Raw genomic sequence first — 16010 nt, 5'->3', positions numbered from 1 at the left:
GCCTGAGCTTTCAAAAAAGGAAATCCACCGCTCTGCTTGGCGGTTTACAGCGCCGATGTGTAGCCTTAATCCAAAACGCTCCACAAAAAGAATATTTCAAGGGTAGGATCGTTTCGCACCATGGCCTCGAACAAGAAAACCGACAATTCCGGCCCCTCCGTTTCCGCTGAGGAGGCGCTCGAATTCCACGCCATGGGCCGCCCCGGCAAGCTGGAGATCGTGCCGACCAAGCCGATGGCCACCCAGCGCGATCTCAGCCTCGCTTATTCGCCCGGCGTCGCCGTGCCCGTGCTCGCCATCGCCGAGGACCCCTCCCGCGCCTATGACTACACCGCCAGGGGCAACATGGTCGCCGTCATCTCCAACGGTACCGCGATCCTGGGTCTCGGCAATCTCGGCGCGCTTGCCTCCAAGCCCGTCATGGAAGGCAAGGCGGTGCTGTTCAAGCGCTTCGCTGACGTCGATTCCATCGACCTCGAGGTCGACACCGAAGACGCCGAGGAGTTCATCAACTGCGTGCGGTTCTTGGGTCCCTCCTTCGGCGGCATCAACCTCGAAGACATCAAGGCACCCGAGTGCTTCATCATCGAGCAGCGCCTGCGCGAGCTGATGGACATCCCCGTCTTCCACGACGACCAGCACGGCACCGCCATCATCGCTGCCGCCGGCCTCATCAACGCGCTTGCCATCACCGGCCGCGACATGAAGACGTCGAAGCTCGTCTGCAATGGCGCTGGCTCCGCCGGCATCGCCTGCATCGAGCTCATCAAGTCGATGGGCTTCACCCCTGACAACGTCATCTTGTGCGACACCAAGGGCGTGGTCTACCAGGGCCGCACCGAAGGCATGAACCAGTGGAAGTCGGCGCATGCGGTCAAGACCGAGGCGCGGACGCTTGCCGACGCCATGGACGGCGCCGACATCGTCTTCGGCCTCTCCGCCAAGGGCGCGCTCACGCCCGCCATGATCCAGTCCATGGCCAAGAACCCGATCATCTTCGCCATGGCCAATCCCGATCCGGAGATCACCCCCGAGGAGGTCGCCGAGATACGCACCGACGCCATCATGGCGACCGGCCGTTCGGACTATCCGAACCAGGTCAACAACGTGCTCGGCTTCCCCTACATCTTCCGCGGCGCGCTCGACGTGCGTGCCACAACCATCAACGACGCCATGAAGGTCGCCGCCGCCAACGCGCTCGCCGATCTCGCCCGCCAGGACGTGCCCGACGACGTTGCCGCCGCCTATCAGGGTAACCGGCCGAAATTCGGCCCCAACTACATCATCCCGGTGCCGTTCGACCCGCGCCTGATTTCGGCGATCCCGATCGCTGTTGCTAAGGCCGCCATGGAATCGGGTGTCGCCGGCCGGCCGATCCTCGATCTCGACAAATACGCCAACGAGCTCTCCGCCCGCCGCGACCCCATCGCCTCGACCTTGCAGCGCATCTACGACCGCGTCCGGCGCCAGCCCAAGCGCATCGTCTTCGCCGAGGGCGAGGAGGAGCAGGTCATGCGCGCCGCCGTCTCCTACGTGAACCAGAAGCTCGGCACCGCCATTCTTCTGGGCCGCGACGACGTCATCAAGGAAAACGCCCGCCACGCCGGCATCGACCTCAACAAACCGGGCCTTGAGATCATCAATGCGCGCCTGTCGCGCCGCAACGCCATCTATGCCGACTTCCTCTACGAGCGCATGCAGCGCAAGGGCTACCTTCTGCGCGACTGCCAGCGCCTGATCAACAACGACCGCAACCACTTCGCCGCCTGCATGGTCGCCCTTGGCGATGCCGACGGCGTGGTCACAGGCGTCACCCGCAACTATTCGACCGTGCTCGAAGACGTCCGCCGCGTCATCGACGCCAAACCCGGCCACCGCGTCATCGGCGCGTCGATCGTGCTGGCGCGCGGCCGCACCGTCATCGTCGCCGACACCGCCGTCCACGACATGCCCAATGCCGAGCAGATCGCCGACATCGCCGAGGAAGCCGCGCACTTCGCCCGCCGCATGGGCTACGAACCCCGCGTCGCCTTGCTTGCCTACTCGACCTTCGGCAACCCGCCCGGCGAGCGTTCCGAGCGTGTCCAGGAAGCGGTCAAGATTCTCGACAAGCGCCGCGTCGATTTCGAATATGACGGCGAAATGGCCGCCGACGTCGCCCTCAACCACCGCCTGATGCAGCAGCAATACCCCTTCTGCCGCCTCTCGGGCGCCGCCAACGTGCTGGTCATGCCGGCGTTCCACTCCGCCGCCATCTCGACCAAGATGCTGCAGGAACTCGGCGGCTCCACCGTCATCGGCCCGCTTCTCGTCGGCCTCAACAAGCCCGTGCAGATCGTCTCCCTCAACGCCAAGGACTCCGACATCGTCAACATGGCGGCGATTGCTGCGTATAACGCTGGGACTTGAGGAGCGAAGACGCACCAACCGCTGATCTCCCCCCTCGTGGGGGAGATGTCCGGCAGGACAGAGGGGGGCGCGAAGGATCGCTGCGCTGCCGCCATTCCTCGCCTCAGGTAGATGGTTGCGCGAGGCGCCGAAGCTGCTGATCTCCCCACCTGAGGGGGAGATGCCCGGCAGGGCAGAAGGGGGGGGGGTGGGAAGGAATGAGGCGTTTCTGCTGTTCCTCGCCGCTAACGCCAGTGGGGAGAGGCGTCTCGTATCGTAAGGCGGCGAGGACGGCCTCATTTGCGAACTTCGCTGGTAGCTCTTCCGTAAACACCTTCTCATGCGCCATCAGTAGAGTGTGATACTTAATGTGAAAATTGCCACCATACACCGATAAATCAGCAAGATATATCTTGAAATTGGCATAGTATATTCAGAATTGTTCTTGCGACAAATGGGAGGATTGCGTTGCCAAATTGGCTTGGGTCTTTTCGAAAAGCTCCCCCTCAAAAAGGCGTTCCAGACGCTGAAAGTTCGGAAGCGGCCGAAAGGCCAGATGTGGGAGACATTAGATCAACTACGCACGGCGTGCAGGGTGATTCACCGATCCGCCTACCCGAGCATGACGCCTTCGGCATCGATCCATTTGCGAAGGCTATTGCGAAAAGTATTTCGTTAGCAAATGCGAGTGATGGGCTCGTTTATGCAATCAACGGGGCATGGGGCTCCGGAAAAAGCAGCGCAACCAATCTCGTACTACATCACCTTTCGGAAGAGGTTGCATCGGGACGAATAGTCCCTATCGCGTTCAATCCTTGGTGGTTTGCTGGAGCCGAAGCGCTCACAATCTCGTTTTTCCAAGAGATGCGCGCAACAATTGGGAAATCTCTCGACGAAAAGGCGAGAGAGGCGATGGCAAGCCTCGGCAGTCGCTTATCATCTGCAGGTCCTCTCCTTGGCGGGCTGGTGTCGCTGCTTGCTACGCCAGCGGTTGGGACGGCAGTGACGGGTGGCGCGACTCTTTTGGAGAAACTTACGAAATATGAAACTACAGTCGAAGGGGAACATCGAAAGCTCGCCGCAGCATTAGACAGTCAAAACAAGAAATTTCTTATAGTGATCGATGACATTGACCGTTTGAATACTGATGATGCTCTGCAAGTTTTCAAACTGGTGAAGTCTGTAGGTCGGCTGCCAAACGTAGTTTACCTCATGGCGTTTGATAGGCATTTGGCCGAAAAGATGGTCGCCCAACGCTTCCCGGCGGAAGGAGCTAGCTACCTTGAGAAGGTCATCCAAGGTGCATTCGATCTTCCTATTCCTGATGCGGATGATTTGAAAAATCAGCTTCTGCGGACTGTCGAGGAAATCATGGGCGCTCCGTCAGAGAGGAAGATGCAGCGTTTCTTGAATCTCTTCTACGATGCAGTCGCGCCCCTTCTCACAACTCCGCGCGATACCGTGAGATTGAGTAACGCCATCAAAGTAAGTTGGCCAGCAGTTGCAGAAGATGTGGACCGAGCGGACTTCCTAGCAATTGAGGCAATTCGCCTTTTCTTGCCGCCTGTGCATCAGACGGTTCGCTCTCATCCTGAAATGCTTACTGGGAGCCAGCGAGAGCATGGCCATAATCGAGAGGTCTTGGAGGCGGAGTACAATTCAGTTTTCTTGGACAATCTCCCACAGCGTCAACGTGAGGTGGCGAAGCGGGCTCTGCGCCGTTTGTTTCCTAGATTAGATGCCATCTGGAGCAACACATGGCATGGAAAACCTAACCATTGGCAACGTGATAGGCTTATTTGTGCTGAGGAGCATTTCCGGACGTATTTCGCGTTTGGAGTCGCCAACGATGGCATCACTGCTATTGAAAGTGACGAATTGGTCGCCAAGGCCGGCGTCGAAGGTGCTACGGCGGCAGCATTGTTGGCATTTCTCGTGCAAAGTCGCCGGAAGGGAGGAACTCGGGCTTCTCTTGCGTTGCAGGAACTCAATATACGAGCAGGCGACATCGTGGGCGCTGACGTTGGCCAGTTCTTGAAAGATATTTTTGCAGTCGCGGATCAGCTAGATATCAAATCCGACAAGAAACGCGGATTTGATATTGGTTCTAATCAGTTGAGGCTGCACTGGTTGCTAAATAACCTTTTGATGGATCGTTTCGATCTCCCAATGCGTACCGAATTCATTAGAAAAGCTGCCGAAAGTGCGTCGCTCATGTGGCTTGTGAGCATTTCGGACCGATGCAAGTCGCTAAAGGAAAAGCGGGGAACGTCTGAAGATGAAGGTTCCGAGAAGCTAGTCGACGATGAGGCTGCCGAGTGGCTCTATGGTCTTTCTCTAGATCGCATCCGCGCCGCAGCGGAAGATGACACCTTGATACGCGAGCAAGGCTTAGTAGCATTGCTGTATCTATGGAGTGAGCGCGCCGGAGCTGAAGAGGTGCGAAAGTGGACGGATTCCCAACTTGAGCGAGACGAATTTGTTGCAGCTATTGCCGGTGATGTCATCGCCGAGATTTGGTCCAGTGGGGCTGGTCTCAGTGGGATGGGTGACCGAGTTTCTAAGAGAACGACTTATGTGCATTTGGAGCCGCTTGACCCGCTGCTGGATTTGACCCGCTTCCGTGGCAGGGTTGAAGCTATGCTTAAAGCGACGGAAACAAAGCGGCCCCATCTGTCTATCTTGACACAGTTTCAGGCCACGCCGGAACGCGATCCCGGCCGCTTCTGGTCTGAAGTCAAGGCTTAAATATCGGCAGGAGGTGGCTTGTTGTTTCGCGCAGCATTGATAGGGCTGTCGTTCCTGTCACCATCTGTCAGCAATCCGCGTGGATAGACGGCCCCCGTTTTTCCACGCCCTGAAAACCTGCCGTATCATTCTCCTCGCGTTCTTCCACGGGACCCCGGTGCGCACCGGGCATCGGGGGGAAGCGCCGGTGCCGGGCTGGTGGGAGGTCGGTTCTCCCACTGGGTGATGAGCCCCCAAGCCCGGGCCTTGCGGCGGCTGGCGGCGCGAAAGCGTTGAGGCGACTGAGCGGGGCAAGAACACCGGGCGGGGCGCGAGGTTCGCGCCACTAACTTACAATAGGAAGGCTCGGCCTCGCGCCCCGCTTCCCGAACTTTTCCAGGCAATGGCCAGACCGGAAACGGGGCGTGGCGGGGGAAGGTGCGAAATGTTGGAAAGTTGCATTCCTTCGCGCCCCCCTCTGGCCTGCCGGCCATCTCCCCCTCAGGTGGGGAGATTGGCAGCGTCGCCCGTCTCGATCACCTTGCAACGTTTGAAGATTGGCGAAGGTCGTGATGACGGCGTGATCTCCCCACCTGAGGGGGAGATGGCCGGCAGGCCAGAGGGGGGCGACGTAGGGCGATGCCTGTACGCGATCTTGCCCTTGCTCCGAAGGCATAAGGACGCAACGCTTGCGCTGCCCCTCATCCGCCCTTCGGGCACCTTCTCCCCGCGAGCGGGGAGAAGGAAGAACTCAGAGCAACCCCGCCTGTTCGGCTTCGCGCTTCAAGTTTTGCCTGGGGCGCGGGCCGATCTGCTGGATCACCAGGCCGGCGGCGAGCGAGCCGAGGTCGCCGCAATCCTTGAGGCTGCGCCCTTGCGTGTAGCCATAGAGGAAACCTGCGGCATAGAGGTCGCCGGCACCCGTGGTGTCGACAAGCTCGCGGATTTCGGTCGCCTTGATGACAACAGTTTCATCGCCGCGCACGATCACAGACCCCTTCTCCGAGCGGGTGACGGCGGCGATCTTGCAGTCCTTGCGGATCTGGGCGAGCGCCTCATCGAAGGACGAGGTTTCGTAGAGCGACTTGATCTCGTGGGAATTGGCAAAGACGATGTCGACGGTGCCCGAGCGCATCAGCTCCAAAAACTCTCCGCGATAGCGGTCGACGCAAAACGAATCCGACAGCGTCATCGACACCTCGCGGCCCGCCGCATGCGCATGCGCTGCGGTCATGCGGATCGCTTCCTTGGCCAGCGGCGGGTCCCACAGGTAACCCTCGAAATAGGTGACCTTGGCCCCGCTCGCCTTGTCGGCCTCGACGTCGTTGGGCCCGAGCTCGACGCAGGCGCCGAGATAGGTGTTCATCGAGCGTTCGCCGTCGGGGGTGACGAAGATCATCGAGCGCGCCGTCGGCGGGGTGCCGGCAAGCGGTTGCGTGTCGAAGGCGACGCCCTGGGCATGAATGTCGTGGGTGAAGATCTCGCCGAGATGGTCGCGGCTGACCTTGCCGAAATAGGCGGCACGGCCGCCGAAGCTGGCGATGCCGGCCGCCGTGTTGCCGGCCGAGCCGCCCGAGGCCTCGATCGCCGGGCCCATGCGCGAATACAACAGCTCGGCGCGCTCGGCGTCGATCAGGTTCATCGCGCCCTTGATGATGCCGTTGTCGGCCAAAAAGGCTTCATCGCATTGCGCGATGATGTCGACGATGGCGTTGCCGATGCACAGCACGTCATATTGGCTCATCAGGGTCTCCGCGGCACTGTGCCGTTGGGGTGGACAAAACCGCTCCGCAATAACGGCTCGCGAGCCATTTGCAAACCCCGCGAATTTGTCGCGGCGCTGCTTGAGGCCGCAGTCGAGGCTGCTTATCTCTTGCAGCGAACAGGGGATGACCAAAGAATGATACTCGACGCCGCCCGCGCTGCCGCAAGCCAGCTTTTCTCGGCCGAGTTCCGGCAGGTGTTCCTGAAGACGCTGGGCCTCACGATCCTGGCGCTGGTCGCCTTGTGGTTCGGCATCCGCGAGGTCTTCGACTGGTTGGCCTGGCCGTGGATCGACGCCATGCTGCCCGGCCTGCCGGCATGGACCGGCTGGCTCGGGCTGATCGCCGCTGTGATCGCTGGCGTCGGCCTTGCGCTGGGCTTGGCCTTGCTCATCGCGCCGGTGACGGCGATCGTCGCCGGCCTGTTCCTCGACGATGTCGCCGAGGTCGTCGAAAAGACCGACTATCCCAGGGATGCGCCGGGCCGCCCGGTGCCGGCGCTGCGCTCGCTCATTTTGGCGATCAAGTTCTTCGGCATCGTCATTTTGGGCAATCTGCTGGCGCTGTTTTTGATGTTCATCCCCGTCGTCAACATCGGCGCCTTCTTCCTGGTCAACGGCTATTTGCTCGGCCGCGAGTTCTTCGAATTCGCCGCGATGCGCTTTCGTTCGGAAGAGGAGGCCAAGGATTTGCGCCGCCGCAATGGCGGCACGGTGTTTATTGCCGGCCTCGTCATCGCAGCCTTCCTCGCCGTGCCGATCCTCAATTTGCTCACCCCGCTCTTCGCTGCCGCGATGATGGTGCACCTGCACAAGGCGGTGTCGGCGGCGGAGCTGAGGCCAGCAGGTGTCCGCGCCTAACGCTCGTCGGCGGCAAACAGCGTCTGCAATTTGCCATAGGGCATGCCGTCGCGGGAGAACTCGAAGGTGCCCTGGCCCAGCATCTCGCGCGACGCCCGCTCCATCATGCCGAAGGCATAGCTGGTCAGCTTCGAGCCGAGCGAGATGCGCTTGGCGCCTGCCTCGGCAAGCACGGCGACCGAAAATCCCGGCACCGCCAGCACGTTGACCGGCTTGCTGAGGGAACCGCACAGCGTGCGGATCATGCCGATATCGGTGATGCCCGGCGCGTAGAGCACATCGGCGCCGGCCTTTTCGAACGCCTGCAGCCGCCTAATCGTGTCGTCGAGATCGGGCCGGTCCCAGAGGAAGTTTTCTGAGCGCGCGGTCAAGACGAAGTCGTTCTTCAGCGCCCGTGCGGCCTCGGCCGCAGCGGCCACCCGCTCGACGGCGTGCGAAAATTCGTAGATCGGCTTGTCGGCCTCGCCGGTGTGGTCCTCGATCGAACAGCCGGCAAGGCCAGCGGCTTCGGCAGCAAAGATCGTCTCGGCGGCACTTTCGGGGCTGTCGCCCTTGCCTTTTTCGAGGTCGGCCGACACCGGCAGGCCGGTGGCATGCGCCATGTCGCGGCAATGGTGGATCATCGTCTCAAAGCCGACGCCGCCGTCGGGCAGGCCGCGCGAAAAGGCAAATCCGGCACTCGTCGTTGCCAGCGCTTCGAAGCCGAAGGAGGCCAAAAGCTTGGCCGTGCCGACATCCCATGGATTGGGAATGATGAAGGCGCCGGGCGCCTCGTGAAGTTTCCGGAAAACCGCGCCCTTGTCCATCGCCTGGCCCTCAAGACTGAACCGCATCGAGGGGATATTAGCCCGGACGTCCGGACCTCACAAATCCCCTTTTCAGTGGATGGGGATCAATCCTGCCAGGGCGCGCATGTCGTCGAACAAGACACCGCCTGCGGCGGCAAGGCCGTTTCGGTCGGAGTGCGGGTCGCCGTGATAGGCAAACACCCGCATGCCGGCGGCAGCACCGGCCTGTGCGCCCGCGACGCTGTCTTCAATGACGATGCAGTCGGCAGGCTCAAAGCCCATCTTGCCTGCAGCATGCAGGAAGAGGTCAGGGAACGGCTTGCCGCGTTCGACCATGGTGGCGGAGAACAGCACGTCGCGGAAATGCTCAAGCAGCCCGGTCTGGCCGAGCGTCATGTGCATCTTGTCGACACGCGCCGAGGACGCCACGCAATAGCCGATGCCGGCGGTTTTGACAGCGCCGATGAAGGCCTCGATGTGCGGGATCGCCTGTACGCCGCTGCCAAACAGGTCAGGCAACTCGCGATACCAGCGTTCGACAAAATCCGGCCCGAGGCTTACGCCCGTCGCTTCGACTTCCTTTTGCACCGACACCAGGCTGCGCCCGACGAACTGCCGGCGGCAATCTTCGTAGCTCACGGGATAACCGGCCTCGGTCAGCCACGACGACAGCCGCTTGTTGGCCAGCGGCTCGGTGTCGACGAGCACGCCGTCGCAGTCGAAGATGACGAGCTTGGGCGCCTTCATGCGGTTCCGGTCGAGCCGAAGCCGCCATTGCCGCGCGAGGTTTCGCCGGCAAGGCTGCGTTCCTCGACCGCAGCGCGGGTCACCGGCGCGATCACCATCTGGGCGATGCGCATGCCGCGCTCGACGTAGAAGTCCTCGTCGCCGTGGTTGATCAGCAGCACCTTGACCTCGCCGCGATAGTCGCTGTCGATGGTACCTGGTGTGTTGAGGCAGGTAATGCCGTGCTTGAAGGCGAGGCCGGAGCGCGGACGGATCTGGCCTTCGAAACCCTCTGGGATTTCAAACACCAGGCCTGTCGGCACCAAGGCGCGCTTGCCGGGCAGGATCAGCAAGGGACGGTCGTCGGGCACGGCAGCGCGCAGGTCCATGCCGGCGGCACCCGATGTCTCGTAGGACGGCAGGGGAAGCTCGCCGGCATGCGGCAAGCGGACGATCCCGATGACGGGGGCGGAAGCGTTTTCAAGGGCGGATTTCATGGCGGCGATCCTATGGGACGGTGCTCGCAGAACGTCAATCCCGATATCTGCGCTCGGTGTTTTCGATGACACAACTGTGTGGTTTTCGCCATGCCCGGTGACACTCAACTGCAACGTGGATCAGCTAAACAAACGCACGCCGTTTACGCTTTGTTAGCCATGCTGGTTGAGTCTGGCCGGGTATCTCCGCCCATCATGTGCTGAGACGATTGAGGTCGATGAGCCATGTGCCGATGGGCAGCTTATCTCGGTGATGAGGTCTTCCTGGAAGACATCGTGACAGCGCCCTATCATTCGCTGATCGCCCAGAGCCACCATGCCCAGGAAGCGAAGTCGCCGACCAATGGCGACGGTTTCGGGCTCGCCTGGTATGGCGACCGGCCGGAACCGGGCCTGTACCGCGACATCTTGCCGGCGTGGTCGGATACCAACCTCAAGAGCCTGTGCCGGCAGATCAAATCCGGCCTGTTCCTCGCCCATGTCAGGGCTGCGACAGACGGTGCCACCAGCCGATCCAATTGTCATCCCTTCACCTCTGGCCGCTGGAGCTTCATGCATAATGGCCAGATTTCTGGCTTCGAAAAGATCCGCCGCCGGCTGGAAGCCAGTATTGGTGACACGTTTTACGACCAGCGCCAGGGCACGACCGATTCCGAACTGTTTTTCCTGCTGATGCTGGAGGAGGGGCTGGATGCCGATCCGCAAGGTGCCGTCGCACGCGCCACCGGCCGTGTCGTTGCGGCGGCGCGCAGTGCCGGCATCGATCCGCAGCTGAAGCTGACCGCCGCCTTCAGCGACGGGAAAAGCCTGTTTGCCGTGCGCTACTCCACCGACGCGTATGCGCCGACGCTTTACACCAGCGACCACCGCGATGGCCGCTGCATCGTCTCGGAGCCGTTCGACCGCGACGGCCAGAGCTGGCAGGCGGTTCCGCCGTCGAGCTTCGTCACCATGTCGCGGGACGGCATGTCGATCCGCCCGTTTGAGCCGGCGGCTGCGGGCTTGCGCGCAGCGGAGTAGACCACCTTAATGATGCGTCAGCGCGTGGTTCATCGGCTCCCAGTACATTTTCTGCCAGCCGTCTTCGAGCATGTGGTGCGTCGACCGGGGATAGCCGTTCTGGTCGAAGACAAGTCTGGTGCCGGTGCCGTCGGCCTGTAATTCGAAGCGGACGATCGAAAAGATGCCTTCGGGCCAGGCGCGTGAGCGCCATGTCTGGACGATGCGGCGGTTGGGCACCAATTCGACGTTGCGGGCTTCGATGTCGCCGCCGAACATCGACGCCTCGCCGCCCTCATGCGGCGAGATATGGGCCGCCCGTCCTCCCGTCATTGCCTGGAAACGGGAGGAGTTGAGCAGCAGGTCGTAGATGTCCTTCGGCGTGCCTTTGAAATGGACTTCCTGATGGATGGTCATGGCGACCTCCTGGATCGCTAGCGCATGACCCGGAAAGTCGGAATCGATTTTCGAAAAAGGATCATGCACGACGTGCATCGCATATCGACGCTTTCGCCGATATTTTCCGCCCGCCTGATCTAGCAGTCAACGACAACATGCAGCCCGAGCACGATGTCGGGCCGCATGTCGCGAGGGTTCGGTTTCGGGTCAGCCCGCAGCGTCCAGCGTCGAGCCGAAGCCTTGGAGAATGCCGCCCCAGCCGCCTTCGGAATCGAGCATCACGGCCGTTTCCTCGGCCTTCGGGCCCATATTCTCGAGCAGCCGGTGTTGTGCCATTTGTCCCCCCGTCATCGCCTGGAAAGCGGGAGGAGTTGAGCGGCACGTAGGCGCCCGTCAGCGTGCCTTTGAAATGGACTTCCTGATGGAAGGCGCTGGAGGACCCGCTTTGTGCCGGTCGTGCGTCTATGCCGGCCCTTGGGCTGTATGCTGCGAAGAGATGAACTTCGATGTGGCATCACATGCGCAGATCGCCGCCATAATCCGAGAGAGAAGCGTGATGTAAACCAGTAAAATGGTCATTTAAACTCTGGTGAAACACTGCGATTTCTGGCAATTCCCCTTACGGGGAACTTGCAGGTGGCGTGGTGAAAACTTTCAATCGGGTTTTGAGTATTGGGCCGAATTGTGAAACCAAGCTCAACGCTATTCGCATTCTCCGGGAGCGCTCGGGCAATTTCAGTCGGGCAGATCGCGTTCAAATACACCCGCCGCAGGCGCCGAGCGGCCTTTTTGACTGGCAGATCACTCCACCAGCCGCACTTTTGGAATGTTTTCGTCGAGATTTTGTTGGTCTCTTGGATGAGGCTGACTTGGCAATCGCAAACGGCGTCGTGTGGAACTCCCAAACTGGGACGCGGCACCCCCATGAATTTCCGATGGACTCCGATGAGATTGTTCTTCGTCGTCGATATGCGGAAGCCCGAAGCCGGCACGACTACCTTTGCTTGAAATTCAAAGCCCTGCTGGCCGAGCCAGTAAAGACGCTTTTTCTCACGTCCACGCGACTGGACCAGGAGGTCGAGCGCGAGCTTCGAGAACACCTGAAGCGATTTGGCGTCGCCAACTATGAAATTCTCGCCGTCGACGCGCCAGCAAAGAGCAGTGACGCGGAATGGCCAGAGAATTGGCCGGTTTGGGACGCTGCGCTCAAGGGGTTTGAGTTCACGACCACGCGCCGAAAGCTGACCTTGCCGACGTTCGATCTGCTTGTGGGGCAAATGCGCCGCCTACGGCGCCATCTGGTCGATATGCGTTTCTAGGTATGGCTCGCGCTGCTTGATATGTCGCAAGAGCCAGGCGTCCTTGGCTGCCGCTTCGAATGCCGTTCTGGCATCGTCGGCCGTCGCCATGCCCCTAACTCTCGATCTTCCTGGGGAAGGCAGGGGTGGCGTCGCCGTCAACGACAACATGCGGCCCGAGCACGATGCCGGGGCCGCATGTCGCGAAGGGTTCGGTTTCGGGTCAGGCCGCAGCGTCCAGCGTCGCGCCGAAGCCTTGGAGAATGCCGCCCCAGCCGCCTTCGGAATCGAGCATCACGGCCGTTTCCTCGGCCTTCGGGCCCATATTCTCAAGCAGCCGGTGTTCGAGGTCGACGCGGGTTCCCCCGCCGGCGATGGGAACGAACCTGACTTCGATTTCGGTGTGAAGGTCGGGATCGAATTTCCAGTCCGTGCCGATGCGCCAGGCCAAAACGATGCGCTGCGGCGGCTCCCAGGCGATGACATCGCCCCATGGGCATTCGCTGCCGTCTTCGCCGGTCTCGTACCAGCGCCCGCCGGCGCGCGGCTCGATGGTCGCGGTCTTGAGCGGGGCTGTGCCGATGCTGTGGGTCTTGGGCCACCAGCTTGAAAAGCCCGATGTGAAGACCTCGAAGGCGCGTGCCGGGCTTGCCTTGACGGTGACCGAGCGGCGCACCGGTGATGGCGAAATCGTGACTGTCATGTCTGGTCCTCCTTGTCCGCCTTGAGCTTGAATTCGTCGAGTACGTCGCCCCAGAGCTGGTCGAGCCATGCCCGCATGCGGCCAAGGCCGGCCGGGTCGATGTGATAGATATTGCGCGCGCCCTGAGGTTCCATACGCACCAGCTGTGCCTGCTTGAGTACCTTGAGATGCTGCGACACCGCCGACTGCGACACGGGAAGTCCGCGCGTCAGTTCCGCCACCGAACAAGGCTCGGCACTGACGCGCTCGAAAATGGTGCGACGCGTCGGGTCGGCGAGTGCGGAAATCTGGGAATAATCATAAGTCATGACTAATCATAAGTTCAAACTGATAATGAGTCAATCGCGCCAGCGACCCGCCGCGCCGCTTGTCTCCTGACAGCTTGTTGGCAGGAGAGAGTTTGCAGTTTCCACGTTTGCTTCGTACCTGCGCGGAAGCGCTTTGTGTTCGATTGGGATACCAAGCCTGCGCGGGGGCGCAGTACAGGGACGACAGACTGATGACGGAAGACCCAACGCAAGCCGCTCCGGCACTCAAGGAGATTTTCGATCGGGCCCGGCTTCGCCATATCGCTGATGAGACGGCTTCCATTTCGCCCGCTTTCGATGCGGAAAAATTCATGGTCTTGGCGACCGAGAACCTTGACGAACTCGGCATCATGCAGCGCCTGCGGCAGACGGCGATGAGCTTGCATGGCAGCCTGCCTGGCAGCTTCGAGCACGCAATCGGGGTGCTGCACGAACTGGCGCCGCGCATCCAGCATGGTTTTGCATCCATCACCCTGTCCGAATATGTCGCGCTCTATGGCAAGGGGCATTTCGAGCAGTCGATGGAAGCGCTGAAATTCTTCACACGTTTTGGTTCGGCCGAATTCGCCATCCGCTATTTCCTGGCGCAGGATTTCGACAGGACGCTTCATGTGATGCGCGGCTGGGCGCTGGACGACAACGAACATGTGCGCCGGCTTTCGAGCGAAGGCTCGCGCCCGCGCCTGCCATGGTCGTTCCGGCTCAAGCCTTTGATCAAGGACCCTTCGCCGACTGCGTCGATCCTCGAGGCGCTCAAATCCGATTCGAGCGTCTACGTGCGCAAATCGGTGGCCAATCACCTCAACGACATCTCCAAGGACCATCCCGACAAGGTCATCGACCGCGTTTCCGCGTGGGACATGGACGACAAGAACACCGCCTGGATCGTCAAGCATGCGTTGAGGACGATGATCAAGAAAGGCGATGCACGTGCGCTTGGCGCCATCGGCACGACAGGCACGCCGATGGTCCGCGTCGAGGCGTTCGCGGTGTCGCCGGCCGCCATCATGCTCGGCGGCCGCATCACGCTCAAGGCAAGCCTCGCCTCGACCGCCGCGGCGGCGCAGCAACTGGTGGTCGACTATGCCGTCCACTACGTCAAGAAAAGCGGCGGCAGCTCGAAGAAGGTCTTCAAGCTGAAAGAGATCAACCTGCCGGCGGGCGGCCAGAAGGAGCTTTCCATTAGCCAGGCGGTGCGCGACTTCACCACGCGCAAGCATTATCCCGGCCACCATCGCATGGAACTGATCGTCAATGGCGAGACGGTTGCCGAAGGTGGGTTCGAGTTGAGGGGACCTTGATTGTGCGACAATCTGTTTGCCTTGGCAGTCTCAAGGCACCTCTACGCGTTTCCTCTAGCGCGATCACTTGGTCGTATTGGCGCAGCATCAGGATCACGTGGATCGTCGGGAAACGGAATATCCAAGTTCAGCTGCGCGCATTTTAGAAGGGAAAGCAGATACATCGCATCTCCCATGTCCATGCGCAGCTCGTAGCAGTTCCCCGACGAGTCTTCGTATTGCATATGAATTGGCTCATGCCCGTAGTTTACGGACAAGCCATTCATCTTCTTTACTCTAGGGAGGACTGTAACCACGCTTGTATTTTCCCCTTCGCTCGGCTGTTCCGTATATTCTAGCCAGCCTCTGGGTAGTGGCTGGTCTCGGCGAGAGGACGGGCGCCTTTGTTCTGGCGCATGAACGTCTGGGTGCACTCGCCATTTGGCACCCCTGTAGCTAAGCATAAACGTCGGGATCTGACGAAGTCCAATTGTTCTTCCAAGTTGAGATGGAGTGAGTGCCCTTGGTGCCAACGATAGCAGCTCAGTGTGGCTCTTAATTTTCGTATCGAGCTTGAAATCCATGTGTAGAAAACAGTGGAGCTGATATTTGAGTACTGTATGTATGTGCCATGCATCCAGGTCATTCTTCGGCCCCAGTAGCAGAACGAGATCTCGGAATCTCTTGTCAGTAGCATCGCTCATACGCTTCCGCTGCTGCAATTGAGCACCTGAATCAAATCGATGAAAGCCGTCAACAGATGGAATTTCTAAACCATCAAACAAACTGACGTCATCGTAACCGTACCCTTTAAAGCGCCCAATGGGGTGGCGGCTAGCTTCGGCCTGCAATTCCGCTGAAGTTACAAATTTGATAAGACCTGCCCGAGCTAGTTCTGTTAAACCCACCAGATAGGTGATTTCGGCATAAACGCGGCTATCATTGTTCACAGCATGGACCGGCACCCGAGCAGTGTAGCCAGCTCTATCGGGAACAGCATCACCCCATTTTGATTCGCCAGTGTTCACCCAAACCGAAACGTGTGTCACGCCGTGCCCAAGTAGAGAGTTATCTACCAAAACTGTTATGGGGCCATGTTTTCGTAGGTAGAGCTTTGCCTCGAAAATGGAGGCCCGCACGAAGAGCTCTGCCCCGCGTTCCCAAGCCGCCTTCTTAAATGATCGCCATTTATGGCCAATGGTTGACAACACCTGTGCTACCCCCGACGTATGGTGCTTACCACCGAACACCGTACATTTTCTAGCAAACCTTTC

General features: G+C 60.3%; 15 protein-coding genes. 6 read left to right on the top strand and 9 right to left on the bottom strand.

Annotated features, from left to right (window positions below):
- The first annotated feature begins 120 nt into the window (after nucleotides 1-120).
- On the top strand, nucleotides 121-2409 hold the full coding sequence (locus AC1RTB_RS07485) for an NADP-dependent malic enzyme (protein ID WP_492876152.1): 2289 nt from the start codon (nucleotides 121-123) through the stop codon (nucleotides 2407-2409).
- A gap of 447 nt (nucleotides 2410-2856) precedes the next feature.
- Entirely contained in the window at nucleotides 2857-5136 is a 2280-nt protein-coding gene (locus AC1RTB_RS07480; protein ID WP_492876150.1) for a KAP family P-loop NTPase fold protein, read from the top strand.
- Nucleotides 5137-5866: 730 nt separating this feature from the next.
- Here AC1RTB_RS07480 and AC1RTB_RS07475 read toward each other — a convergent pair.
- On the bottom strand, nucleotides 5867-6859 hold the full coding sequence (locus tag AC1RTB_RS07475) for an adenosine kinase (RefSeq protein WP_492876148.1): 993 nt from the start codon (nucleotides 6857-6859) through the stop codon (nucleotides 5867-5869).
- A 156-nt stretch (nucleotides 6860-7015) separates the two neighbouring features.
- Between AC1RTB_RS07475 and AC1RTB_RS07470 the strand changes: the two genes are divergently transcribed.
- Entirely contained in the window at nucleotides 7016-7738 is a 723-nt protein-coding gene (locus AC1RTB_RS07470) for a sulfate transporter family protein (protein WP_492876146.1), read from the top strand.
- Here AC1RTB_RS07470 and AC1RTB_RS07465 read toward each other — a convergent pair.
- The 3 genes from AC1RTB_RS07465 to dut form a co-directional block, all read right to left on the bottom strand.
- Nucleotides 7735-8544: an isocitrate lyase/PEP mutase family protein gene (locus AC1RTB_RS07465; RefSeq protein ID WP_492876363.1), complete on the bottom strand. Its 810-nt coding sequence runs from the start codon at nucleotides 8542-8544 to the stop codon at nucleotides 7735-7737. The genes AC1RTB_RS07470 and AC1RTB_RS07465 overlap by 4 nt on opposite strands.
- A 72-nt stretch (nucleotides 8545-8616) precedes the next feature.
- Nucleotides 8617-9273 (bottom strand): HAD family hydrolase, encoded by a 657-nt coding sequence (locus tag AC1RTB_RS07460; protein ID WP_492876144.1) that lies wholly within the window; start codon nucleotides 9271-9273, stop codon nucleotides 8617-8619.
- Nucleotides 9270-9749 (bottom strand): dUTP diphosphatase, encoded by a 480-nt coding sequence (gene dut, locus AC1RTB_RS07455; RefSeq protein WP_492876142.1) that lies wholly within the window; start codon nucleotides 9747-9749, stop codon nucleotides 9270-9272. Before dut ends, AC1RTB_RS07460 begins: the two co-directional genes overlap by 4 nt.
- Before the next feature lie 225 nt (nucleotides 9750-9974).
- Between dut and AC1RTB_RS07450 the strand changes: the two genes are divergently transcribed.
- Nucleotides 9975-10769, top strand: coding sequence for a class II glutamine amidotransferase (locus AC1RTB_RS07450; protein ID WP_492876141.1), 795 nt, complete (start codon nucleotides 9975-9977; stop codon nucleotides 10767-10769).
- A 6-nt stretch (nucleotides 10770-10775) separates the two neighbouring features.
- On the opposite strand, the gene AC1RTB_RS07445 is transcribed toward AC1RTB_RS07450, so the two are convergent.
- Both AC1RTB_RS07445 and AC1RTB_RS07440 read right to left on the bottom strand, forming a co-directional pair.
- Nucleotides 10776-11165: an SRPBCC domain-containing protein gene (locus AC1RTB_RS07445; protein ID WP_492876139.1), complete on the bottom strand. Its 390-nt coding sequence runs from the start codon at nucleotides 11163-11165 to the stop codon at nucleotides 10776-10778.
- A gap of 189 nt (nucleotides 11166-11354) precedes the next feature.
- Nucleotides 11355-11483, bottom strand: coding sequence for a hypothetical protein (locus AC1RTB_RS07440; protein ID WP_492876137.1), 129 nt, complete (start codon nucleotides 11481-11483; stop codon nucleotides 11355-11357).
- 308 nt (nucleotides 11484-11791) lie between these two features.
- On the opposite strand from AC1RTB_RS07440, the gene AC1RTB_RS07435 reads away from it, so the two are divergent.
- Entirely contained in the window at nucleotides 11792-12466 is a 675-nt protein-coding gene (locus AC1RTB_RS07435; RefSeq protein WP_492876136.1) for a hypothetical protein, read from the top strand.
- A gap of 202 nt (nucleotides 12467-12668) precedes the next feature.
- Here AC1RTB_RS07435 and AC1RTB_RS07430 read toward each other — a convergent pair whose 3' ends face one another.
- Together AC1RTB_RS07430 and AC1RTB_RS07425 are read right to left on the bottom strand one after the other, a co-directional pair.
- Nucleotides 12669-13148 carry an SRPBCC family protein gene (locus AC1RTB_RS07430; protein ID WP_492876135.1) on the bottom strand — a complete coding sequence of 160 codons (480 nt, stop codon included), beginning with the start codon at nucleotides 13146-13148 and terminating at the stop codon, nucleotides 12669-12671.
- Entirely contained in the window at nucleotides 13145-13456 is a 312-nt protein-coding gene (locus AC1RTB_RS07425; RefSeq protein ID WP_492876134.1) for an ArsR/SmtB family transcription factor, read from the bottom strand. The genes AC1RTB_RS07430 and AC1RTB_RS07425 overlap by 4 nt, the downstream gene beginning before the upstream one ends.
- A 191-nt stretch (nucleotides 13457-13647) precedes the next feature.
- On the opposite strand from AC1RTB_RS07425, the gene AC1RTB_RS07420 reads away from it, so the two are divergent.
- Complete coding sequence (locus AC1RTB_RS07420; protein WP_492876132.1) at nucleotides 13648-14757, top strand: DNA alkylation repair protein; 1110 nt, start codon at nucleotides 13648-13650, stop codon at nucleotides 14755-14757.
- Nucleotides 14758-14798: 41 nt separating this feature from the next.
- Here AC1RTB_RS07420 and AC1RTB_RS07415 read toward each other — a convergent pair whose 3' ends face one another.
- Nucleotides 14799-15986 carry a hypothetical protein gene (locus tag AC1RTB_RS07415; protein ID WP_492876130.1) on the bottom strand — a complete coding sequence of 396 codons (1188 nt, stop codon included), beginning with the start codon at nucleotides 15984-15986 and terminating at the stop codon, nucleotides 14799-14801.
- Nucleotides 15987-16010: the final 24 nt, after the last annotated feature.

This window comes from Aminobacter sp. GW821-FHT11F06 (genome assembly GCF_058808215.1).
The sequence above is the reverse complement of the archived record's forward strand: the minus strand, read 5'-3'. Positions and strand labels throughout refer to the sequence as shown.

Excerpts from the sequence above, each read along its gene's own strand:
- AC1RTB_RS07430 (WP_492876135.1), bottom strand. The coding sequence starts at position 13,148 with ATGACAGTCACGATTTCGCCATCACCGGTGCGCCGCTCGGTCACCGTC.
- AC1RTB_RS07475 (WP_492876148.1), bottom strand. The coding sequence starts at position 6,859 with ATGAGCCAATATGACGTGCTGTGCATCGGCAACGCCATCGTCGACATC.
- AC1RTB_RS07420 (WP_492876132.1), top strand. The coding sequence starts at position 13,648 with ATGACGGAAGACCCAACGCAAGCCGCTCCGGCACTCAAGGAGATTTTC.
- AC1RTB_RS07450 (WP_492876141.1), top strand. The coding sequence starts at position 9,975 with ATGTGCCGATGGGCAGCTTATCTCGGTGATGAGGTCTTCCTGGAAGAC.
- AC1RTB_RS07460 (WP_492876144.1), bottom strand. The coding sequence starts at position 9,273 with ATGAAGGCGCCCAAGCTCGTCATCTTCGACTGCGACGGCGTGCTCGTC.
- AC1RTB_RS07470 (WP_492876146.1), top strand. The coding sequence starts at position 7,016 with ATGATACTCGACGCCGCCCGCGCTGCCGCAAGCCAGCTTTTCTCGGCC.
- AC1RTB_RS07440 (WP_492876137.1), bottom strand. The coding sequence starts at position 11,483 with ATGGCACAACACCGGCTGCTCGAGAATATGGGCCCGAAGGCCGAGGAA.
- AC1RTB_RS07445 (WP_492876139.1), bottom strand. The coding sequence starts at position 11,165 with ATGACCATCCATCAGGAAGTCCATTTCAAAGGCACGCCGAAGGACATC.
- dut (WP_492876142.1), bottom strand. The coding sequence starts at position 9,749 with ATGAAATCCGCCCTTGAAAACGCTTCCGCCCCCGTCATCGGGATCGTC.
- AC1RTB_RS07425 (WP_492876134.1), bottom strand. The coding sequence starts at position 13,456 with ATGACTTATGATTATTCCCAGATTTCCGCACTCGCCGACCCGACGCGT.
- AC1RTB_RS07485 (WP_492876152.1), top strand. The coding sequence starts at position 121 with ATGGCCTCGAACAAGAAAACCGACAATTCCGGCCCCTCCGTTTCCGCT.
- AC1RTB_RS07465 (WP_492876363.1), bottom strand. The coding sequence starts at position 8,544 with ATGGACAAGGGCGCGGTTTTCCGGAAACTTCACGAGGCGCCCGGCGCC.